General features: G+C 42.6%; 25 protein-coding genes. 9 read left to right on the plus strand and 16 right to left on the minus strand.

The window, feature by feature from the left end:
- The first annotated feature begins 79 nt into the window (after positions 1-79).
- The 6 genes from gatC to nusB all read left to right on the plus strand — a co-directional run bounded on the left by gatC (position 80) and on the right by nusB (position 4,810).
- Complete coding sequence (gene gatC, locus KB197_RS08565; RefSeq protein ID WP_212573654.1) at positions 80-382, plus strand: Asp-tRNA(Asn)/Glu-tRNA(Gln) amidotransferase subunit GatC; 303 nt, start codon at positions 80-82, stop codon at positions 380-382.
- Positions 382-1,848 carry an Asp-tRNA(Asn)/Glu-tRNA(Gln) amidotransferase subunit GatA gene (gatA, locus tag KB197_RS08570; RefSeq protein ID WP_023946545.1) on the plus strand — a complete coding sequence of 489 codons (1,467 nt, stop codon included), beginning with the start codon at positions 382-384 and terminating at the stop codon, positions 1,846-1,848. Before gatC ends, gatA begins: the two co-directional genes overlap by 1 nt.
- Positions 1,848-3,290, plus strand: a complete 1,443-nt coding sequence (gene gatB, locus KB197_RS08575; protein WP_212573655.1) for an Asp-tRNA(Asn)/Glu-tRNA(Gln) amidotransferase subunit GatB — start codon at positions 1,848-1,850, stop codon at positions 3,288-3,290. Before gatA ends, gatB begins: the two co-directional genes overlap by 1 nt.
- Before the next feature lie 130 nt (positions 3,291-3,420).
- Positions 3,421-3,981: an elongation factor P gene (gene efp / locus KB197_RS08580; protein ID WP_000568643.1), complete on the plus strand. Its 561-nt coding sequence runs from the start codon at positions 3,421-3,423 to the stop codon at positions 3,979-3,981.
- A gap of 21 nt (positions 3,982-4,002) precedes the next feature.
- Positions 4,003-4,392, plus strand: a complete 390-nt coding sequence (locus KB197_RS08585) for an Asp23/Gls24 family envelope stress response protein (protein ID WP_212573656.1) — start codon at positions 4,003-4,005, stop codon at positions 4,390-4,392.
- A complete protein-coding gene (nusB, locus tag KB197_RS08590; protein ID WP_000203640.1) occupies positions 4,385-4,810 on the plus strand; it encodes a transcription antitermination factor NusB in 426 nt (141 codons plus the stop codon). The genes KB197_RS08585 and nusB overlap by 8 nt, the downstream gene beginning before the upstream one ends.
- 113 nt (positions 4,811-4,923) lie before the next feature.
- Here the strand turns inward: nusB and KB197_RS08595 are convergent, their stop codons facing one another.
- The 13 genes from KB197_RS08595 to KB197_RS08655 form a co-directional block, all read right to left on the minus strand.
- Positions 4,924-5,691, minus strand: a complete 768-nt coding sequence (locus KB197_RS08595) for an acetyl-CoA carboxylase carboxyl transferase subunit alpha (RefSeq protein WP_141230465.1) — start codon at positions 5,689-5,691, stop codon at positions 4,924-4,926.
- Positions 5,688-6,554, minus strand: coding sequence for an acetyl-CoA carboxylase, carboxyltransferase subunit beta (accD, locus tag KB197_RS08600; RefSeq protein WP_212573657.1), 867 nt, complete (start codon positions 6,552-6,554; stop codon positions 5,688-5,690). The genes KB197_RS08595 and accD overlap by 4 nt, the downstream gene beginning before the upstream one ends.
- A gap of 36 nt (positions 6,555-6,590) precedes the next feature.
- The gene (accC, locus tag KB197_RS08605; protein ID WP_000488685.1) at positions 6,591-7,958 is read right to left on the minus strand and encodes an acetyl-CoA carboxylase biotin carboxylase subunit; all 1,368 of its coding nucleotides are present in this window, start codon (positions 7,956-7,958) and stop codon (positions 6,591-6,593) included.
- An 11-nt stretch (positions 7,959-7,969) separates the two neighbouring features.
- Complete coding sequence (gene fabZ / locus KB197_RS08610; RefSeq protein ID WP_033685459.1) at positions 7,970-8,392, minus strand: 3-hydroxyacyl-ACP dehydratase FabZ; 423 nt, start codon at positions 8,390-8,392, stop codon at positions 7,970-7,972.
- Positions 8,389-8,874: an acetyl-CoA carboxylase biotin carboxyl carrier protein gene (gene accB / locus KB197_RS08615; RefSeq protein WP_033685460.1), complete on the minus strand. Its 486-nt coding sequence runs from the start codon at positions 8,872-8,874 to the stop codon at positions 8,389-8,391. Before accB ends, fabZ begins: the two co-directional genes overlap by 4 nt.
- Positions 8,875-8,876: 2 nt before the next feature.
- Positions 8,877-10,112, minus strand: a complete 1,236-nt coding sequence (gene fabF, locus KB197_RS08620) for a beta-ketoacyl-ACP synthase II (RefSeq protein WP_000774074.1) — start codon at positions 10,110-10,112, stop codon at positions 8,877-8,879.
- Between the two features lie 21 nt (positions 10,113-10,133).
- Positions 10,134-10,865, minus strand: a complete 732-nt coding sequence (gene fabG / locus KB197_RS08625) for a 3-oxoacyl-[acyl-carrier-protein] reductase (protein ID WP_212573658.1) — start codon at positions 10,863-10,865, stop codon at positions 10,134-10,136.
- 40 nt (positions 10,866-10,905) lie between these two features.
- Positions 10,906-11,829 (minus strand): ACP S-malonyltransferase, encoded by a 924-nt coding sequence (gene fabD, locus KB197_RS08630; protein WP_212573659.1) that lies wholly within the window; start codon positions 11,827-11,829, stop codon positions 10,906-10,908.
- Positions 11,822-12,796, minus strand: coding sequence for an enoyl-[acyl-carrier-protein] reductase FabK (fabK, locus tag KB197_RS08635; protein WP_049500269.1), 975 nt, complete (start codon positions 12,794-12,796; stop codon positions 11,822-11,824). Before fabK ends, fabD begins: the two co-directional genes overlap by 8 nt.
- Positions 12,797-12,913: 117 nt before the next feature.
- Complete coding sequence (locus KB197_RS08640; RefSeq protein WP_000257838.1) at positions 12,914-13,138, minus strand: acyl carrier protein; 225 nt, start codon at positions 13,136-13,138, stop codon at positions 12,914-12,916.
- Between the two features lie 58 nt (positions 13,139-13,196).
- Positions 13,197-14,171, minus strand: a complete 975-nt coding sequence (locus KB197_RS08645; protein WP_064276632.1) for a beta-ketoacyl-ACP synthase III — start codon at positions 14,169-14,171, stop codon at positions 13,197-13,199.
- Positions 14,171-14,605, minus strand: a complete 435-nt coding sequence (locus tag KB197_RS08650; RefSeq protein WP_023945587.1) for a MarR family winged helix-turn-helix transcriptional regulator — start codon at positions 14,603-14,605, stop codon at positions 14,171-14,173. Before KB197_RS08650 ends, KB197_RS08645 begins: the two co-directional genes overlap by 1 nt.
- Before the next feature lie 91 nt (positions 14,606-14,696).
- Positions 14,697-15,482 (minus strand): enoyl-CoA hydratase, encoded by a 786-nt coding sequence (locus KB197_RS08655; protein WP_064276852.1) that lies wholly within the window; start codon positions 15,480-15,482, stop codon positions 14,697-14,699.
- Positions 15,483-15,888: 406 nt separating this feature from the next.
- On the opposite strand from KB197_RS08655, the gene KB197_RS08660 reads away from it, so the two are divergent.
- The 3 genes from KB197_RS08660 (at position 15,889) to serS (ending at position 19,115) form a co-directional block, all read left to right on the plus strand.
- The gene (locus KB197_RS08660; RefSeq protein ID WP_212573660.1) at positions 15,889-17,253 is read left to right on the plus strand and encodes an aspartate kinase; all 1,365 of its coding nucleotides are present in this window, start codon (positions 15,889-15,891) and stop codon (positions 17,251-17,253) included.
- 2 nt (positions 17,254-17,255) lie between these two features.
- A complete protein-coding gene (locus KB197_RS08665; RefSeq protein ID WP_049487025.1) occupies positions 17,256-17,627 on the plus strand; it encodes a DUF956 family protein in 372 nt (123 codons plus the stop codon).
- 213 nt (positions 17,628-17,840) lie between these two features.
- Positions 17,841-19,115, plus strand: a complete 1,275-nt coding sequence (gene serS, locus KB197_RS08670) for a serine--tRNA ligase (protein WP_212573661.1) — start codon at positions 17,841-17,843, stop codon at positions 19,113-19,115.
- Between the two features lie 25 nt (positions 19,116-19,140).
- Here the strand turns inward: serS and KB197_RS08675 are convergent, their stop codons facing one another.
- From KB197_RS08675 to KB197_RS08685, 3 genes are all read right to left on the minus strand, one after another.
- On the minus strand, positions 19,141-20,040 hold the full coding sequence (locus KB197_RS08675) for a TDT family transporter (RefSeq protein ID WP_212573662.1): 900 nt from the start codon (positions 20,038-20,040) through the stop codon (positions 19,141-19,143).
- A gap of 107 nt (positions 20,041-20,147) precedes the next feature.
- On the minus strand, positions 20,148-21,212 hold the full coding sequence (locus tag KB197_RS08680) for an acyl-CoA dehydrogenase family protein (protein ID WP_212573663.1): 1,065 nt from the start codon (positions 21,210-21,212) through the stop codon (positions 20,148-20,150).
- 14 nt (positions 21,213-21,226) lie between these two features.
- The gene (locus KB197_RS08685; protein WP_004256949.1) at positions 21,227-21,775 is read right to left on the minus strand and encodes a carboxymuconolactone decarboxylase family protein; all 549 of its coding nucleotides are present in this window, start codon (positions 21,773-21,775) and stop codon (positions 21,227-21,229) included.
- Between the last annotated feature and the right edge of the window lie 90 nt (positions 21,776-21,865).

The following is a 21,865-nucleotide window of genomic DNA, read 5'->3' on the forward strand; positions in this document are numbered from 1 at the left end:
AGCTTTACCTCCCTTATTTATAGGAAAATATGGTAAAATAGAACAGACTAAAAATCATCATTTCACGAAAGGATGCAAGATGAAAATTACGCAAGAAGAGGTAACACACGTTGCCAATCTTTCAAAATTAAGATTCTCTGAAGAAGAAACTGTCGCCTTTGCTACAACCTTGTCTAAGATTGTTGACATGGTTGAATTGCTGGGCAAAGTTGACACAACTGGTGTCGCACCTACTACGACCATGGCTGACCGCAAGACTGTACTCCGCCCTGATGTGGCCGAAGAGGGAACAGACCGCGATCGCTTGTTTAAAAACGTACCTGAAAAAGACAACTACTATATCAAGGTACCAGCTATCCTAGACGATGGAGGAGATGCCTAATGACTTTCAACAATAAAACCATTGAAGACTTGCACAATCTCCTTGTTTCTAAGGAAATTTCTGCAACTGAATTGACCCAAGCAACGCTTGAAGATATCAAGTCTCGAGAGACAGCTATCAACGCTTTTGTTACCATCGCTGAAGAGCAGGCTCTTGCTCAAGCCAAAGCCATTGATGAAGCTGGAATTGATGCTGATAATGTCCTTTCAGGAATTCCACTTGCAGTTAAGGATAATATCTCTACAGACGGTATTCTTACAACTGCAGCCTCAAAAATGCTCTACAACTACGAGCCAATCTTTGATGCGACAGCCGTTGCCAATGCAAAAGCGAAAGGCATGATTGTCGTAGGGAAAACCAACATGGACGAGTTTGCCATGGGTGGATCAGGTGAGACTTCTTACTACGGTGCCACTAAAAATGCTTGGGACCACAGCAAGGTCCCTGGTGGATCATCAAGTGGTTCTGCTGCAGCTGTAGCCTCAGGACAAGTTCGCTTGTCACTTGGTTCTGATACTGGTGGATCTATCCGCCAACCTGCTGCCTTCAATGGGATCGTCGGTCTCAAACCAACCTACGGAACAGTTTCACGTTTCGGTCTCATTGCCTTTGGTAGTTCATTAGACCAGATTGGACCTTTCGCTCCGACTGTTAAGGAAAATGCCTTCTTGCTCAATGCTATTGCAAGCGAAGATGCCAAAGACTCTACTTCTGCTCCTGTCCGCATTGCCGATTTTACTTCAAAAATCGGCCAAGACATCAAGGGCATGAAAATTGCTTTGCCTAAGGAATACCTTGGTGAAGGAATTGACCCAGAGGTTAAGGGAACCATTCTGAACGCAGCCAAACACTTTGAAAAACTTGGTGCTATTGTTGAAGAAGTGAGTCTACCTCACTCAAAATACGGTGTTGCCGTCTACTACATCATTGCTTCATCTGAAGCTTCATCAAACTTGCAACGTTTTGACGGTATCCGTTACGGCTACCGCGCAGAAGATGCAACCAACCTTGATGAAATCTATGTAAACAGCCGTAGCCAAGGTTTCGGTGAAGAGGTTAAACGCCGTATCATGCTTGGCACATTCAGTCTTTCATCAGGTTACTATGACGCCTACTATAAGAAGGCTGGTCAGGTCCGTACCCTCATCATCCAAGATTTCGAAAAAGTCTTCGCGGATTACGACTTGATTTTGGGCCCAACTGCTCCTAGTGTTGCCTATGACTTGGATTCACTCAACCACGACCCAGTTGCTATGTACTTGGCTGACCTCTTGACCATACCTGTAAACTTGGCAGGACTGCCTGGAATTTCTATTCCTGCTGGATTCTCTCAAGGTCTGCCTGTCGGTCTCCAATTGATCGGTCCTAAGTACTCTGAGGAAACCATTTACCAAGCTGCTGCTGCTTTTGAGGCGACAACAGACTACCACAAACAACAACCCGTGATTTTTGGAGGTGATAACTAATGAACTTTGAAACAGTCATTGGACTTGAAGTCCACGTAGAGCTCAACACCAATTCAAAAATCTTCTCACCTACTTCTGCCCACTTTGGAAATGACCAAAATGCCAATACAAATGTGATTGACTGGTCTTTCCCAGGAGTTCTGCCAGTTCTCAATAAAGGTGTTGTCGATGCCGGTATCAAGGCTGCTCTTGCCCTCAACATGGACATCCATAAAAAGATGCACTTTGACCGCAAGAACTACTTCTACCCTGATAATCCAAAAGCCTACCAAATTTCTCAGTTTGATGAGCCAATCGGTTATAACGGTTGGATTGAAGTCGAGCTAGAAGACGGTACAACTAAGAAAATCGGTATCGAACGTGCTCACCTAGAAGAAGACGCTGGTAAAAACACTCACGGTACAGATGGCTACTCTTATGTTGACCTCAACCGCCAAGGGGTGCCATTGATTGAGATTGTATCTGAAGCTGACATGCGTTCTCCTGAAGAAGCCTATGCTTATCTAACAGCCCTCAAGGAAGTTATCCAGTACGCTGGTATTTCTGACGTTAAGATGGAAGAAGGTTCTATGCGTGTGGATGCCAATATCTCCCTTCGCCCTTATGGTCAAGAAAAATTCGGTACCAAAACTGAGTTGAAGAACCTCAACTCATTCTCAAACGTTCGCAAAGGTCTTGAATACGAAGTTCAACGTCAAGCCGAAATCCTTCGCTCAGGTGGTCAAATCCGTCAGGAAACACGCCGTTACGATGAGGCTAACAAAGCAACTATCCTCATGCGTGTCAAGGAAGGCGCTGCAGACTACCGCTACTTCCCAGAGCCAGACCTACCTCTCTTTGAAATTTCAGACGAGTGGATTGAGGAAATGCGTACAGAGTTGCCAGAGTTTCCCAAAGAACGCCGTGCGCGTTATGTATCTGACCTTGGTTTATCAGACTACGATGCTAGTCAGTTGACTGCTAATAAAGTTACTTCTGACTTCTTTGAAAAAGCTGTCGCCCTCGGTGGTGATGCAAAACAAGTCTCTAACTGGCTCCAAGGTGAAGTCGCTCAGTTCTTGAACGCTGAAGGCAAGACACTGGAACAAATCGAATTGACACCAGAAAACTTGGTTGAAATGATTGCCATCATCGAAGACGGTACTATTTCTTCTAAGATTGCCAAGAAAGTCTTTGTCCACCTGGCTAAAAACGGCGGTGGAGCGCGTGAATACGTGGAAAAAGCAGGCATGGTTCAAATCTCAGATCCAGATGTCCTAATTCCAATCATTCATCAAGTCTTCGCAGAGAATGAAGCAGCCGTTGCCGACTTCAAATCAGGCAAACGTAATGCAGACAAGGCCTTTACAGGCTTCCTCATGAAAGCAACCAAAGGCCAAGCCAACCCACAAGTCGCCCTTAAGCTGCTTGCCCAGGAATTGGCGAAGTTGAAAGAAGATTAATATGTAAAAGAAACCAGCCCTGAGGTTGGTTTTTTCGCTCCTACCATGTCCCAATAACTATTTTGGCTTTATTTCCAGAAGATTTTATGGTAAAATGAAGAGTAATAATATTTATTAAAGAGGTAAAAACATGATTGAAGCAAGCAAATTGAAAGCTGGTATGACATTTGAAACTGCAGACGGAAAATTGATCCGCGTTTTGGAAGCTAGCCATCACAAACCAGGTAAAGGGAACACAATCATGCGTATGAAATTACGTGATGTCCGTACTGGTTCTACTTTTGACACAAGCTACCGTCCAGAAGAAAAATTCGAACAAGCTATTATCGAGACTGTTCCAGCTCAATACTTGTACAAAATGGATGAAACTGCCTACTTCATGAACACTGAAACTTACGACCAATACGAAATCCCAGTCGTAAACGTTGAAAATGAATTGCTTTACATCCTTGAAAACTCTGATGTGAAAATCCAATTCTACGGAACTGAAGTAATCGGTGTAACTGTACCAACTACTGTTGAATTGACAGTTGCTGAAACACAACCATCTATCAAGGGTGCTACTGTTACAGGTTCTGGTAAACCAGCAACTATGGAAACTGGACTTGTTGTCAACGTTCCTGACTTCATCGAAGCTGGACAAAAATTGATCATCAACACTGCAGAAGGAACTTACGTTTCTCGTGCCTAATCTCTAGAAAGAGGTCATTCTATGGGAACTGAAGAACAATTTGGCGAAATCGTTATCGCTCCACGTGTACTTGAAAAAATCATTGCCATCGCAACTGCTAAAGTTGAAGGTGTCCACTCATTTTCAAATAAATCCGTATCTGATACCCTATCAAAACTCTCTCTTGGTCGTGGCGTCTACTTAAAAGAAAGCAACGAAGAACTAACTGCTGACATCTACCTTTATCTTGAGTACGGTGTGAAAGTACCAAAAGTGGCTCTTGCTATTCAAAAAGCAGTCAAAGATGCTGTCCGAGATATGGCTGATGTGGAACTTGCTGCTGTTAACATCCATGTTGCAGGAATCGTTCCAGATAAAACACCAAAACCTGAGTTGAAAGATCTATTTAACGAGGACTTCCTCAATGACTAGTCCATTATTAGAATCTAGACGCGAACTTCGTAAATGCGCTTTTCAAGCCCTCATGAGCCTTGAATTCGGCACAGATATGGAAACAGCTTGTCACTTTGCATATACACATGACCGTGAAGATGAAGATGTGCAAATCCCTGCCTTTCTTCTGAACTTGGTTTCTGGTGTTCAAGCTCAAAAAGACGAGTTGGATAAACAAATCAACCAGCACCTCAAGTCAGGCTGGACAGTTGAACGATTGACCTTGGTCGAAAAAAACTTACTACGCTTGGGTATCTTTGAAATCACATCATTTGATACACCTCAGCTAGTAGCAGTCAATGAAGCCATTGAACTCGCTAAGAATTTTTCAGATCAAAAATCAGCCCGCTTTATCAACGGACTGCTTAGTCAATTTGTAACTGAAGAAAATGAATAATCGAAAAGGTGTTTGGTCTTCCAAGCACCTTTTACTTCGTCCTTGATACAGAGTAAGAACCACATAAAAACTAGAACTGACTGCCAGTTCTAGTTTTTATGTATTCTGAGGTATTAGTATTTTCTAAATCGTTGATAACGTTCTTCCAACAACGCTTCTAACGGTTTTTGTGAAAGTAGAGCTAGCTCCGTTTGGAGTTCTTTTTTAACATTCTTAATCAGTTCTTTGCTCGAAAGTCCTGCTTCAGAAATCACCTTGTCCACCACGTCCATTTCTAACAGTTCGTGGGAAGTGATTTTCATCAGTTCTGCTGCTTCCATGGCACGAGTTCCGTCCTTCCATAGAATGGAAGCAAAACCTTCTGGGCTGAGAATGGCATAGATAGAATTTTCCAGCATCCAGACACGGTCCGCAACGGCTAGAGCCAGAGCCCCTCCTGAACCACCTTCACCGATAATAATAGCAATAATCGGAACTTTCAGGTCACTCATTTCCATGAGATTGCGAGCGATAGCTTCTCCTTGACCGCGTTCTTCCGCGCCGACACCAGGATAGGCACCTGCAGTATTGATAAAGGTCACAACTGGACGACCAAACTTTTCAGCCTGTTTCATCAACCGTAGAGCCTTACGGTAGCCTTCTGGATGCGGTTGACCAAAATTCCGCTTGAGGTTATCTTGTAAACTCTTGCCTTTTTGGATACCAACCACTGTTACAGCTTGGTCCCCAAGCCAGCCAATACCACCAACAACTGCACCATCGTCACGAAAAGAACGGTCACCGTGTAATTGGATAAATTCATCAAAAATGCCTGTCGCAAAGTCTAAGGTTGTCAAGCGACTCTGCTCACGCGCTTCTCTGACTATTTTTGCAATATTCATCTAGGACCCCCTCTGTGCAATCTGACTAGGCTAGCAATGGTATCTGGCAAGTCTCTTCTCTTGACAATAGCATCCACAAAGCCATGTTCCAATAGGAATTCTGCCTTTTGGAAATCCTCAGGCAAGCTTTCACGAACCGTATTTTCAATGACACGACGCCCAGCAAAACCGACCAAACTTTGTGGTTCAGCTAGAATGATATCGCCTTCCATAGCGAAGGAAGCTGTTACACCACCTGTCGTTGGATCTGTCAAAATGGTCAGGTAAAAGAGGCCTGCATTTGAATGGCGTTTAACCGCTGCAGAAATCTTGGCCATCTGCATGAGACTCATGATCCCTTCCTGCATACGGGCGCCACCAGAGGCTGTGAAGAGAACAACTGGCAATTGTTCGACAGTCGCATACTCAAACAAGCGAGTGATTTTCTCACCTACAACTGTACCCATAGAAGCCATGATAAAGTTAGAATCCATAATCCCAAGAGCCACAGTCTGACCTTTTATAAGAGCTGTTCCTGTCACAACGGCTTCATCCAGACCTGTTTTTTCACGCATAGTTGCTAGTTTCTTTTGATAACCAGGGAAATGCAAGGGATCCTTGCTTTCAATCCCTGTAAACAATTCCTTGAAGGTTCCCATATCAATCGTCAAAGCCAAGCGTTCTTGGGCAGAAATACGAAAAGTGTAGCTACAATGTGGACAGATACGCTCACTTCCCAGATCCTTCTGATAAATGGTATGCTTACAGCCTGGACACTGAGAGAATAATTCATCTGGAACCTCTGGCTTAGCTTGAGGTTTTTCCCTAACCGAACGATTGGGATTGATTCGAATATACTTATCTTTTTTACTAAATAGAGCCATTGATTCCCCTTTTCGGTTTAAACTCTTGAAGTCATTTTATTCTTTTTCTTGATACTTGGGTAAGAAGGTTTCCATCAAGAAGGAAGTATCATAATCCCCAGCAATGACATTGCGATCTGAAATGAGGTCAAGCTGGAAATCTGCATTGGTCTGCACTCCTTCAATCTCTAATTCATAGAGGGCACGTTGCATTTTCATCAAGGCATCAAAACGATTTTCACCATGAACGATGATTTTAGCAATCATACTATCATAATAAGGTGGAATGGTATAGCCTGGATAAACTGCTGAATCCACGCGCAAGCCAACTCCACCACTTGGCAGATGGAGATTGGTAATCTTACCTGGACTAGGAGCAAAGTTGAAGGCTGGATTTTCTGCATTGATACGACACTCGATGGCATGACCTCGTAGGACAATATCTTCTTGCTTAACAGAAAGAGGCTGACCTGCCGCAATGCGAATCTGTTCCTTAACGATATCCACACCTGAAACAAATTCTGTTACTGGATGTTCTACTTGTACACGAGTATTCATCTCCATAAAATAGAATTTACCACTGGCTTCATCAAGAAGAAACTCAATGGTCCCTGCATTTTCATAGCCAACAGACTCTGCAGCTCGAACAGCAGCAGAACCAATTTCATTGCGTAGCGTTTTTCCGATTGCAATCGAAGGACTTTCTTCTAAAACCTTTTGGTTATTCCGTTGAAGAGAACAATCCCGTTCCCCCAAGTGAATCACATGTCCATGCTCATCTCCTAGGATTTGAACCTCAATGTGACGAGCTGGATAGATAACCCGTTCAATGTACATGGCACCATTGCCATAATTGGCCTTAGCTTCACTAGAGGCCGTTTCAAAGGCTGAAACGAGGTCTTCTGGTTTTTCAACCTTACGAATCCCTTTACCACCTCCACCTGCTGAAGCCTTGAGCATAACAGGGTAGCCAATTTTTTCAGCAACAATCAAAGCTTCTTCAGAGTTATGCACTTCTCCATCCGAACCTGGAATGACAGGCACACCTGCTTTGATCATCTGAGCACGCGCATTGATTTTGTCTCCCATCATATCCATGACATGACCAGATGGACCGATAAACTTAATCCCCACCTCTTCACACATGGTTGCAAATTTGGAATTTTCACTGAGAAATCCGAAACCTGGGTGAATGGCTTCTGCCTCAGTCAAGACTGCAGCTGATAGAACCGCATTAATATTGAGATAAGACTCTGTAGGCTTACCAGGACCGATACAAACTGCTTCATCTGCTAAAAGCGTATGCAGGGCTTCCTTATCAGCAGTTGAATAAACCGCCACCGTTGCGATCCCCAATTCACGCGCCGCACGGATAATTCGAACCGCAATTTCACCACGATTGGCAATTAAAATTTTTCGAAACATGGAGAACCTCCTTAGTTCCCTATTGCAAAGGTAAGAGTACCACTAGCTGCAAGCTTGCCATCAACTTCAGCCTTTGCTTCAACCACGGCAATGGTGCCACGACGTTTTACAAAAGTCGCTGTCATAACCAATTGGTCACCTGGTACAACTTGCTTCTTAAACTTGACCTTATCCATACCAGCGTAAAAGACCAGTTTCCCCTTATTTTCAGGTTTTGACAACTCCAAGACACCAGCAGTTTGAGCCAAGGCTTCCATGATTAGAACACCTGGCATAACAGGGTATTGAGGAAAATGACCGTTGAAGAAGAGCTCATTAATGGTCACATTTTTGATGGCAACAATGGTATCCTCGCTCACTTCCAAGACACGGTCCACTAGGAGCATAGGATAACGATGGGGAAGGGCTTCTTTGATTCCTTGAATATCAATCATTTGATACGTACCAATCCTTTACCAAACTCAACCATTTCTTCGTTAGAAACGAGAATTTCCGTTACCACACCATCCTTAGGTGCTGGAATTTCATTCATGACTTTCATGGCTTCGATAATAACTAATGTTTGGCCTTTTTTAACACTATCACCAACTGAAACGAAGGCAGGTTTATCTGGACCAGCAGCCAAGTAAGCCACTCCAACAAGTGGGCTCTCTACAACATCTCCCTCAGCAGCTACACTTGTTTCAGATGGGGCTGGAACTTCTTCCACTACAGTTTCTGCTGAAGCAGATGTAGGAGCTACTGGACTTGGTGTTGCTAGAACGGGCGCTGGAGCGACTTGAGATGCAACTTCAGACACCAGTCTCGCTTCATTCTTGCTAAACTGCAACTCATCCGTCCCATTTTTATAAGAAAATTCTCTCAAACTTGACTGGTCAAATTGAGCCATCAAGTCTTTAATATCGTTTAAATTCATACTTATTTATTCTCCCAACGTTTGAAAGCAAGAACTGCATTGTGCCCACCAAAACCAAAAGTATTTGAAATAGCGTATGGAATTTCTTGCTCCAAGCCTTGTCCATAAACGACATTGGCTTCGATATAATCTGATACTTCACTTGTTCCAGCTGTCATTGGAACAAAGTTATGACGCATGGCTTCGATTGTGACGATAGCTTCTACTGCACCTGCAGCCCCCAGCAAATGTCCTGTGAATGATTTGGTTGATGATACAGGTACTTCCTTACCAAGAACAGCTACGATAGCACCACTTTCTCCTTTTTCATTGGCAGGAGTTGACGTTCCGTGAGCATTGACATAGGCTACTTGCTCTGGAGAAATCTCAGCTTCTTCCAAGGCTAGTTTGATGGCCTTGATAGCTCCCTGACCTTCTGGATGTGGTGAAGTCATGTGGTAGGCATCACAAGTATTTCCGTAACCAACCACTTCAGCAAGGATAGTAGCCCCACGTTTTTCAGCGTGTTCAAGGCTTTCAAGAACCAACATCCCAGAACCTTCACCCATGACAAAACCATTACGATCCTTATCAAATGGAATGGAAGCACGAGTTGGGTCCTCTGTAGTTGAGAGAGCAGTTAGGGCTTGGAAACCAGCAATAGCAAAAGGTGTGATAGAGGCTTCTGAACCACCTACCAACATAACGTCTTGGAAACCAAATTTAATTGAGCGGAAGGCATCCCCAATCGCGTCATTTGATGAAGCGCAGGCAGTATTGATGGATTTACAAACACCGTTTGCTCCAAAACGCATAGCAACATTTCCTGAAGCCATATTTGGCAAGGCTTTTGGAAGGGTCAATGGTTTCACACGTTTTGGTCCTTTGTCATTTAGGCGAAGCACTTGATCTTCAATTTCTTTGATTCCACCAATACCAGAGGCCACGATAACACCAAAACGATCCTTATCAAGAGCCTCTACATCTAAATTGGCATGATTAACAGCTTCTTGGGCTGCGTACAAGGCATACAAAGAATAGTTATCGAAACGATTGGTATCTTTCTTAACAAAGTATTTATCAAAAGGAAAATCTTGGATTTCTGCTGCATTATGCACATCAAAGTCACTATGATCAAATTTCGTAATTTGACCAATTCCGATTTTTCCAGTTGTCAAACTATTCCAAAATTCTTCTGGTGTATTTCCGATTGGAGATGTTACTCCATAACCTGTTACTACTACGCGATTTAGTTTCATCTTTTTTACCTCTAGTTTCTGCTACATACTTAAACCACCATCAATGGCAACCACTTGACCAGTTAGATAATCTTGGCCTGCTAAAAATACTGTTAAATCTGCAACCTGCTCTGCCTGCCCAAATTCTTTCATAGGAATTTGCGCCAGCATGGCATCTTTTACCTTGTCTGATAGAACAGCTGTCATATCGGACTCAATCATTCCCGGTGCAATAGCATTAACCCTGATATTGCGATTGGCCACTTCACGCGCCACAGACTTGGTAAAACCAATCAAACCAGCCTTAGAAGCTGCATAGTTAGCTTGACCGATATTTCCCATCAAACCAACTACGCTAGACATATTAATGATAGCACCTTCTCTAGCTTTTATCATCGGTTTCAAGACTGATTGTGTCATGTTAAAGGCACCAGTTAAGTTAACCTTAAGCACTTTTTCAAAATCCGCTTCTGTCATCTTGAGCATAAGGGTATCTTGGGTAATCCCTGCATTGTTGACCAAAACATCTACTGAACCCAGCTCAGCAATAGCTTGATCAACCATACGCTTAGCGTCTGCAAAATCGGACACGTCTCCTGATATAGGAACCACCTTGACACCATAGTTTGAAAACTCGGCAAGCAAGTCCTCTGAGATTGTCCCACGACTGTTTAAGACAATATTGGCTCCTGTTTGAGCAAACTTATGGGCAATGGCAAGACCAATTCCACGACTCGAACCTGTAATAAAGATATTTTTATTTTTTAGTTGCATTCTTTTCTCCTGTTTCCTCTTGTATTTATGGGAGAAGGGATTACTCGTTTTCTAGCAAGGTTTCCAAACTCGCCTGATCTTCAACATTAGCTAGTTTAGCCGTTTTATCAATTTTTTTGACAAAGCCTGACAAGACTTTCCCCGGTCCAATCTCGATAAAGTTGGTTACGCCTGCTTCTTGCATAACTGCAATACTTTCATAGAAACGAACTGGCTCCTTGACCTGACGCGTCAAAAGTTGAACAATGTCTTCTTTTTGCATAACTGCAGCTTCTGTATTGCCAACTAGAGGACAAGTAAAATCTGAAAAACTTACCTGAGCTAGAGTTTCAGCTAGTTTCTGGCTAGCAGGCTCAAGGAGAGCGGTATGAAAAGGTCCTGAAACCTTAAGAGGAATCAAGCGTTTAGCTCCTGCTTCCTGCAAGAGTTCGACAGCTCGATCAACTGCTACCACTTCTCCACCAATCACGATTTGTGCAGGTGTATTATAGTTGGCTGGAGTAACCACTCCAAGTTCAGAAGCTTTTCGACAGACTTCTTCAATAACCTCTACTGGCGTATTGAGAACTGCTACCATCTTGCCAGAACCAGCAGGGGCCGCTTCTTCCATATAGGCTCCACGCTTAGCTACCAAGGCAACCGCATCTTCAAAATCCAAGGCACCGCTGGCTACCAAGGCAGAGTATTCTCCAAGTGACAAACCAGCAACCATATCAGGCTGATAGCCCTTTTCTTTCAATAAACGATAGATAGCAACTGAAGTCGCTAAAATAGCTGGTTGCGTATAGCGAGTCTGATTGAGTTTTTCTTCTTCTGTATCAATAAGATGACGCAAATCATAACCAAGCACCTGACTTGCTTGATCAATCGTTTCTTTGACAATAGGGTAGTGATCATAGAGATCCCGTCCCATACCTAGATACTGGGCACCTTGGCCAGCAAATAAAAAGGCTGTTTTAGTCATTTCTTACAACTCCTGCCCAACGAGAGGCTTCTTCTTGAATTTTCTTAGCTGCTCCGTAATACAAATCTTTTAGGATTTCTTCAACAGTTTCTTCTTTGGAAACAAGCCCTGCAATTTGACCTGCCATGACAGAGCCTCCATCCACATCTCCGTGAACAACCGCTTTGGCTAGAGCACCTGCTCCCATTTGTTCAAAAATTTCCAAATCTGGATTTTCTTGTTTAAAAGCATCTTTTTCAGCTTGTTCAAAATCACGAGTCAACTGATTTTTAATCGCACGAACAGCATGTCCAAAGTGTTGAGCTGAAATCGTAGTATCAATATCTCTAGCTTTTAAAATTTTCGCCTTATAATTTGGATGGGCATTAGACTCTTTTGCAACGACAAAGCGAGTTCCAACCTGAATAGCTTCTGCACCTAGCATAAAGCCAGCAGCAGCACCTTCACCATCCGCAATCCCTCCTGCAGCAATAACAGGAATAGATACAGCAGCAGCAACCTGGCGCACCAAGGTCATGGTTGTTAATTTACCAATATGCCCCCCAGCTTCCATTCCTTCTGCAATAACGGCATCCGCACCGATTTTTTCCATGCGTTTCGCTAGGGCAACACTTGGCACAACAGGAATAACCGTAATACCAGCTTCATGGAAACGTTCCATGTATTTGCTTGGATTTCCTGCGCCTGTTGTAACTACCTTAACCCCTTCCTCGATAACGAGGTCTACAATATCTTCCACAAAGGGAGACAAGAGCATGATGTTGACACCAAAGGGTTTATCAGTCAATGATTTGATTTTATCAATATTTGCCTTGACAACTTCTTTAGGGGCATTCCCCCCACCGATAATCCCTAGTCCTCCAGCCTTGGAAACAGCTCCTGCCAAATCACCATCAGCAACCCAGGCCATTCCTCCTTGAAAAATAGGATAATCAATGTTCAATAATTCTGTAATACGCGTTTTCATAGTGCCTCCATCGTTTCTTGCTTACGTAATAGTTCGATCCTGTCATAATTTGAAAATCAAACTATTGCCTAAACAAGAGGGAGCGGGTTTCCCTACTCCTTCTATCTTATATTCTGCTTATTTTGTTTGCTCTTCAACGTAGGCAACCAAGTCACCAACTGTTTTCAAGTCATCTTCTGCTTCGATTTGGATATCAAAAGCATCTTCAATTTCTGAGATTACTTGGAACAAGTCCAATGAATCTGCATCCAAATCATCAAAAGTTGATTCAAGTGTTACTTCTGATGCGTCTTTTCCAAGTTCTTCAACGATAATTTCTTGTACTTTTTCAAATACTGCCATGATAGGACTCCTTTAAAATAAATAGTTTTTTATAACAATGTGTTCACCACATGATTACCTAAATTATAAGAATGAGCGTGCCCCAGGTCAAGCCTCCACCGAAGCCTGATAGCAGAACAGTTTGGCTACCATCTAAACGGATGAGGCCTTGTTCTACACACTCTGAAAGTAAAATCGGGATACTTGCTGCACTGGTATTGCCATATTCCATCATATTGGCTGGAAGTTTGTCTCGGTCGACACCAATTTTTCTAGCCATCTTATCCAAAATACGGTCATTAGCCTGATGAAGTAGCAGATAATCCAAATCTGTCGCCTCTATAGGAGATTCATCAATAGTCTGCTTGATAGACTTGGCTACATCTCGAATGGCAAAATCAAAGACTGCGCGTCCATCCATCTTCAAAAATGAATCTGCATTTTCTTGATCTGAAAATGGAGAATGTAACCCTGAATGTCCATAGGTCAGACACTCACTACGACTTCCATCGCTATTGAGACTCTCAGCCAAGAAATGCTCTTGCTCGCTAGCTTCTAACAAGACACCACCGGCACCATCTCCAAACAAAACAGCTGTTGATCGGTCCGACCAATCGACTGCTTTAGAGAGGGTTTCACTACCAATCACCAAGCCTTTTTGAAAGCGACCAGAAGCGATAAACTTTTCAGCAGTTGACAAGGCAAATACAAATCCACTGCAGGCAGCTGTTAGGTCAAAAGCAAAGGCCTTATTAGCACCAATATTAGCTTGGACACGAGCAGCTGTAGAGGGCATCATCGAATCTGGAGTAATGGTAGCTAGGATGATAAAATCCAACTCCTCCCCTGTGATTCCAGCTTTTGCAATCAGTTTCTTAGCAACCTCTGTAGCCAAATCACTAGTAGATTCTGTTCTTGAAATATGCCTTTGTCGTATTCCCGTCCGACTTGAAATCCACTCATCATTGGTATCCATAATCTGGGCTAAATCATGATTTGTAACCACTTGCTCTGGCACATAATGAGCAACCTGGCTTATTTTTGCAAAAGCCATTATTTCAAATCCTCCAAAAATTGATAAAGATTGGTCAAACCTTTGCTCATAACATCAATTTCTTCCTTACTCATACCATCAATGATTTTTTCAACCATGGCCTTGTGGAAGCGTTTATGTAGTCTATGAACCAAGCGACCCTTCTTTGTCAAATGTAGATGCACCACACGACGATCCTGCTCTGAGCGAATGCGTTCAATGTAACCCTTTCGTTCAAGATTATTCAGACTCGTCGTAACCGTCCCAAGAGTCACCATCAACTCTTTTGACACTTGACTTGGCGTCACATCTGGGAATTTTCCAATTACATCGATTGTATGTACTTCTTTGATGGAGATATCCTTGAAACGACTACCCCTCAAGCTAACTTCCTCAATGACGAGGACATTGTTAAATATAGATGTTAAATATTCATTAATTCGTTGGTAGTCCAATCTCTTTTCCCTCCTTTTCAAAAAACTTTTACAATCAAAACATTTGACAAAAAAATTATATCAAACTTCAAAGAACAGTGCAAGTATTTTCTTATTTTCCAGTAAATTTAGGTCGCCTTCTCTCCGAATGAGCCCGAACTCCCTCTTTGAAATCCTCTGTTTGAGCTAGAGACTCTTGGATCTTCAATTCTAAAGCAGCATAATCTTGCCAATCTTTAAATTGGCTCTCCCAAACCAACTTCTTGATGGCTGCATAGGAATTAGCTGACCCACGTCTTAATTTTTTAAGAAGCTGTCCTCTCGTCTTTTCAAGTTTATCAGCTTCACAGATGCGGTAAACCAGGCCCCACTCCAGAGCTTTTTCTACAGACAAAGCCTCACCTGTCATGGCTAATTGAGCAGCACGCGTCACACCAATACTTCGGCTCAATAGATGAATCCCACCTGCATCTGGAGCCAAACCAACGCCAACAAAGGCTTGGATAAACTTAGCCTTATCCGTTGCCAGACAGAAATCTGCAGCAACAGCCATATTCGCTGCGGCACCTGCAACAGCTCCATCAACCTCCATCAAGACAGGTTTGGCTATTTGCTTGATTTTATAAGAAATAGCATTGACCAACTCTGCGATTTTCGTCAATGATGGAATATCATCTTCATCTACTGCCCGCTTCATCTCTACCAAATCTCCCCCAACTGAAAAGACTTTGCCATTCGCGTTGATTAAGACAAAATGCACAGCCGGATCCTCCTCTGCCAGAGTCAACGCTTCTAAAATCTCCTCACACATGGGGATGTGAAAGCCATTTGCAACCTCAGGACGGTTCAAGGTAAGGATTGCCAAGTCCTCATCAAGCTGATAAATAATGTGTTCCATCTGGACTCCTTTTTGTTTTATAAGCAGTTTATACTCTTCGAAAATCTCTTCAAACCACGTCAGCTTCGCCTTGCCGTAGGTATGGTTACTGACTTCGTCAGTTCTATCCACAACCTCAAAACAGTGTTTTGAGCTGACTTCGTCAGTCTTATTTACAACCTCAAAGCAGTGCTTTGAGCAGTCTACGGCTAGCTTCCTAGTTTGCTCTTTGATTTTCATTGAGTATTAAATTATTTTGTTTTCAAAGTATATCTTTTTTAAAACTCGAAAGCAAGGAAAAATCGACTAAAAGTGTCTCAGCCGATTGGCAAGGATCGCTTTACCCTAGAAAGCATCTTATTTTCTTCATTGAAAAAAGGCTTTCTTTCTGCTATAATCGTATAAAATACTTACTTTAGGAGTCCTTATGAAGGTTGTTAAATTTGGAGGTAGTTCTCTTGCCTCTGCTAGTCAGTTAGAAAAAGTTTTAAACATTGTCAAAAGTGATTCAGAGCGTCGTTTTGTGGTCGTTTCTGCGCCTGGTAAACGCAATGCTGAAGATACTAAGGTTACGGATGCCTTGATTAAATACTACCGCGACTATGTTGCTGGTAACGATATTAGCAAAAGTCAGAACTGGATTATTGAACGCTATGCCGCTATGATTAGTGAATTGGAACTGAAACCAGCTGTTCTAGAAAAAATTTCAAAAAGTATTCGGTCCTTGGCAACTCTTCCTATCGAAGAAAACGAATTTCTCTACGATACTTTCCTAGCAGCGGGTGAAAACAACAATGCCAAATTGATTGCTGCCTATTTTAACCAAAACGGTATCGATGCACGCTATGTTCACCCTCGAGAAGCTGGGATTGTGGTAACAAGTGAGCCGGGCAACGCTCGCATCGTGCCATCAAGTTATGACAAGATTGAAGAATTGACAAATGCAAATGAAGTCCTTGTCATTCCTGGTTTCTTTGGAGTTACCAAGGAAAATCAAATCTGTACCTTCTCGCGTGGAGGATCAGACATTACAGGTTCTATCATTGCTGCAGGGGTTAAAGCTGATCTCTATGAAAACTTTACGGATGTTGATGGTATCTTTGCAGCTCACCCAGGAATTATCCACCAGCCACACTCGATTCCTGAGTTAACCTACCGTGAAATGCGTGAGTTGGCTTATGCAGGATTCTCAGTTCTTCATGACGAAGCTCTTCTTCCTGCCTACCGTGGAAAAATTCCTCTAGTTATCAAGAATACCAACAACCCTGACCATCCAGGTACTCGTATCGTTCTAAAACACAGTAGTGATGAATTTCCAGTTGTAGGAATTGCCGGTGATTCTGACTTTGTCAGCATCAACATGTCTAAATACCTCATGAACCGCGAGATTGGATTTGGTCGCAAGGTTCTGCAAATCCTTGAAGACCTCAACATTGGTTGGGAACATATGCCAACTGGTATCGACGATCTTTCAATCATTCTCCGTTCTCGTGAACTAACTCCTATCAAGGAAGAAGAAATCCTGCGTCAATTGGTTCAAAAAGCTGAAGTAGACCATGCAGAAATCGAACACGACCTTTCAATCATTATGATTGTTGGAGAAAAAATGAAGAGTCATATCGGAGTAACTGCTACTGCTACACGTGCTCTATCTGAAAACAAGATCAATATCCAGATGATGTCTCAAGGTTCTAGTGAAGTTTCTATCATGTTTGTTGTCAATAAAGATCAAGAAAAAGCAGCAATTAAAGCCCTCTACAATGCCTTTTTCGGTGAAAGTAAGGAAGACTAATCATGGCCCAATCTCTTAACAAAACAGTGCTTCTCAATACGACAGGAACTTCCTACCTCTCGATAGCTGGGAAAGTTGGGAAATTCCTTGTCGGAGATCAGGCTTTGGAATTTTACCCAGATGTCAATGTCGAACAATTTATCCAGATTCCTTGGAGCCATATCAACCAAATTGGAGCTAATGTCTCTGGTCGCAAAATCAGTCGCCACTTCGAAGTCTTTACAGACAGAGGAAAATTCCTCTTTGCTTCAAAAGACTCAGGTGCCATTCTCAAAATTGCTCGCGAAAAACTGGGTAATGACAAGGTCGTCAAACTTCCGACCCTGATTCAGACCATTGGTCAAAAATTTAAAAATCTATTTGCAAAAAAGTAGAAACTTTAGTATAATCATAACAACGGATAAGTAGGTTATCTTCTTCTTTCAGAAAGTCTGCGGGTGCTGCGAGCAGATAGGAGGGATAGGTGAAATTCTACCGTTGGTAACAATTACATACACAATCAAGTGCACACCTGTGAAGTTGGATGGAACCGTGGCCCTGCCACTCCAACGCTTTGTCAGGTGTGCTTTTTTCATAAAGGAGTTCTTATGTTAGATATCAAACGCATTCGTACAGACTTTGATGCTGTCGCAGAAAAATTGGCTACACGTGGTGTAGATGCTGCTGTCTTGAATGAGATGAAAGAAATCGATGCTAAGCGTCGTGACATCTTGGTCAAGGTTGAAACTCTCAAGGCAGAACGTAACACAGTTTCTGCTGAGATTGCCCAAGCTAAGCGCAACAAGGAAAATGCAGATGACAAGATTGCTGCCATGCAAAATCTATCTGCTGAGGTCAAAGCCTTGGATGCTGAATTGGCAGAAATCGATGCTAAATTGACAGAATTTACCACTACTCTTCCAAACATCCCAGCTGACAGCGTTCCTGTTGGGGTTGACGAAGACGACAATGTGGAAGTTCGCCGTTGGGGAACTCCACGCGAGTTTGACTTCGAGCCAAAAGCCCACTGGGATCTTGGTGAAGACCTTGGTATTCTTGACTGGGAACGCGGTGGTAAAGTAACAGGCGCTCGCTTCCTCTTCTATAAAGGGCTCGGTGCTCGTTTGGAACGTGCTCTCTACAACTTTATGTTGGACGAGCATGGCAAGGAAGGCTATACGGAAGTCATCACACCTTACATGGTTAACCACGATTCTATGTTTGGTACTGGTCAATATCCAAAATTCAAGGAAGATACTTTTGAACTCAGCGACAGCAATTATGTCCTCATTCCTACAGCTGAAGTTCCTCTGACAAACTACTACCGTGATGAAATCCTGGACGGTAAAGACCTACCAATCTACTTTACTGCTATGAGTCCATCATTCCGTTCAGAGGCTGGTTCAGCTGGTCGTGATACTCGTGGCTTGATTCGTTTGCACCAATTCCACAAGGTTGAAATGGTTAAATTTGCCAAACCAGAAGAATCTTACGAAGAATTGGAAAAAATGACAGCCAACGCTGAAAATATCCTTCAAAAGCTCAACCTTCCATACCGTGTCGTTGCTCTCTCTACTGGAGATATGGGCTTCTCAGCTGCCAAAACTTACGACTTGGAAGTTTGGATTCCAGCGCAAAACAATTACCGTGAAATCTCAAGCTGTTCAAACACAGAAGATTTCCAAGCCCGTCGTGCCCAAATCCGTTACCGTGATGAAGCTGATGGCAAGGTGAAATTGCTCCATACCTTGAACGGTTCTGGACTTGCAGTTGGACGTACAGTAGCTGCTATTCTTGAAAACTATCAAAATGCAGATGGTTCTGTGACCATCCCAGAAGTTCTTCGTCCATACATGGGTGGATCTGAAGTCATCAAACCATAAAAAAATAAGGTTTAGCTATTTCTAGCTAGACCTTTTTTCGTAACCAATTCAAATAAGCGCCTAATACAAAGAATAAAATAATTAAACAAATAGCAGTTTCAGCCAGTACCAAATAATCCAGAAATGGAAGTTTCAAGATTCCCTGAGCCATCTTGAGCGAAGTAGCTGTGATAATGGTTGGGAAGGTAAGGGCTGAGAAGGCTGGTTGAAAGCCTTGTTTTAAAATATTAGGCAGGCGAGTCAAAACAAAGAAAAAGAAGGATTGGGAAGATAAAATCATAACGATTAATATCCAAGTCGGTAGGCTGGCTCCTCCAACCCGAACCAGAGAAGCCAAGAGTAGAGAGAAAGGAGCACAGTAAATCCCTTCTTGGCCAAGCAAGGCTACAGGAAGTGGATATTTCTTTAAATCGCTATAAATAAGCGGATAGAGATAGAAGGTTAGGAGAAAACCAAAACTCAAGGTCGCATAGGCAATCTCGATGATGCCTACAAGAGGATAGGTCAAGGCAGCTACTGCTATCCCTACATAGAGAACCGTCCAGCTTGGAGTCGCATGAACCCTCCGACCAGGACAGGCAAATTTGATGGTGAAACCAGCAATCAAGGCCAAATCCAAGAGAAATGAAAACCACCAGAGACCCTGCGCTACTAAAGGAAGATGAGGGAATACGCGAAAGACATAAGTTGATAAAATCATCCCAGCCATGGGAAAGGTTGCCATTCCTGATAAAAGAGGGGGCTTGGTCAACTCTTGCTTGGTTTCCTTCCAATTAAAGAGATGCAAAAGCAGAAAGTAAATCCACAAAATCAAACCTGTCAGACCAAAAAGATGTGCCAGAACCGGCAACGTATCTAAAACAAGATTTCCAGCTCCTGCCAAACCTAGCAAACAACCAGAAAATACCAAGGGGAGTTTTTTCATCCTAACCTCCAATAATCATGTTAGTTTCAGTATAGCATAAAAGCGCTTAAATGAGGGGATAAAAAACGAAGTTGAAAATTCAAGCTTCGTTTTTATTCCACTATTTTTTAACTCGTTGCTAGAATATGGCGTAGTTGAACAGCGCTTGGAGAAACGATTGGAAGAAAAGCTCCTTCATTCCATCTACGGATAAATCCAGATGTTGATTTGCTAAAGTAGCCTCTACCTCCACCTGCTTGTAACTCTAATAGAAGACTCTGAGCAACAACATCCACAATGTTTATTCTTAACTGAAATAGTTCACGCGGATTGGCAACAAAATAAGACCTGTCAGACAAACCTTGATAAAGCTCTCGACGAATAGCATCTAACTGTTCTACCTGATGTTCCCATTCATCTGTTAACACACTGCGTTTCCCCAACTCTTTTTCTACTTCTGATAGGGAACGCTCAGCTAAACCAAATGCTAGACCAAATTGGTAACCTAAGAAAGCTGGACGATTTTGTGCCAAAAATTGATGAGCATCTTTGGATAGAATCCATTCCTCTTTTAAAAGGACCTTATTAAAAGTTAGAGCAGCTGTGTTTCCTCCTTGAAGAGAAACAAATTCTAAATCTTCGGAACGACTAAAATTCTCTGCATCTGATGGTACAGCCACCACATAACTTGTACTTGGATCATCTGTAAAACCTGCCACAAAAATAGTTAAAAATCGATTTCTTCGAGCATTAGTTACCCATGGCAGTCTTCCTTTTAGATACAATTGTCCATTTTCTTCAAGAACGCGAACATTCAGTTCCTCTAGGTCAGATAGATATTTGACAGCATTGGACAAGGCAGTAGCACCTGCATATTCTCCATACAAGAGTTTTTCCAGATAGGTTTCCTTAAAATAGGAATTATCTGTATGGAGAATATTATCAATTAAAGTGCGTTGTCCCCATGAAATAAAAGAGGCTGTTAAAGAATGTTGTGCGAGCTCTGCAAGGATATCAATAACATCTTGATCACTTCCTCCTGAACCTCCAAGAGATGCAGGAATCCCCACACGAAAGGCTCCCTCTGCTGCAATTTTCTCAATCAACTGTTCTCCAGCTTGACAAGACTGCTTGTCGATTTCATCAGCATGCTGGTCTAACCAGCTCAAAAATTCTTCTGAAAAAAATCCCATAGTCTTTCCTCCTTCTAGGCATAAGGTTGCAATTCTGGATTAATTGGTGTATTGGCTAGGTTATTGGCATAGTTACAGAGACTTGCTAGGCTGACACCAAGGACTACATCCAAGGCATTTTGTTGGGTGTAGCCAGCTTCTAAAAACTCAGACAAGGCTTCATCTCCTACACGACCCTTGGTATTGATAACCGCCAAGGTAAACTTAGCTAGGGTGTCCAATTTAGGATCTGTTTCAATTGGAGTACGATTGCGAAGGGCTTGCAGAAGATCATCATTCATCTGGATTTGTTTGATTGAAAAGGCTGTGTGACCTGCGACGCAGAAGGCACAACCATTTGTCACAGCTGCCGTGATTTGCACTACTTCGCGCTCAACAGGTGTCAGGCTGTTGCGACGGTTGATAGCTCCGACAGTACGGTAAGCCTCTAAAGCAGTCGGTGCATTAGCCAAGAGACCGATTAGGTTAGGAATATAGCCATTGTTATCTTTTTCTACTGTTTCAAGAACTTCTTTCACTTCTGCTGGTGCTGATTCTACTGTATGGATTGTAAATGTTGTCATCATAAAACCTCTTTTCATGTTGTTGAAACCTAGTCTATCACAGATTCTATACCGTGTATAATATATATTTTAAATTGCACTGATAGAAAT

This window comes from Streptococcus sp. 11-4097, assembly GCF_018215285.2.
GTDB lineage: Bacteria > Bacillota > Bacilli > Lactobacillales > Streptococcaceae > Streptococcus.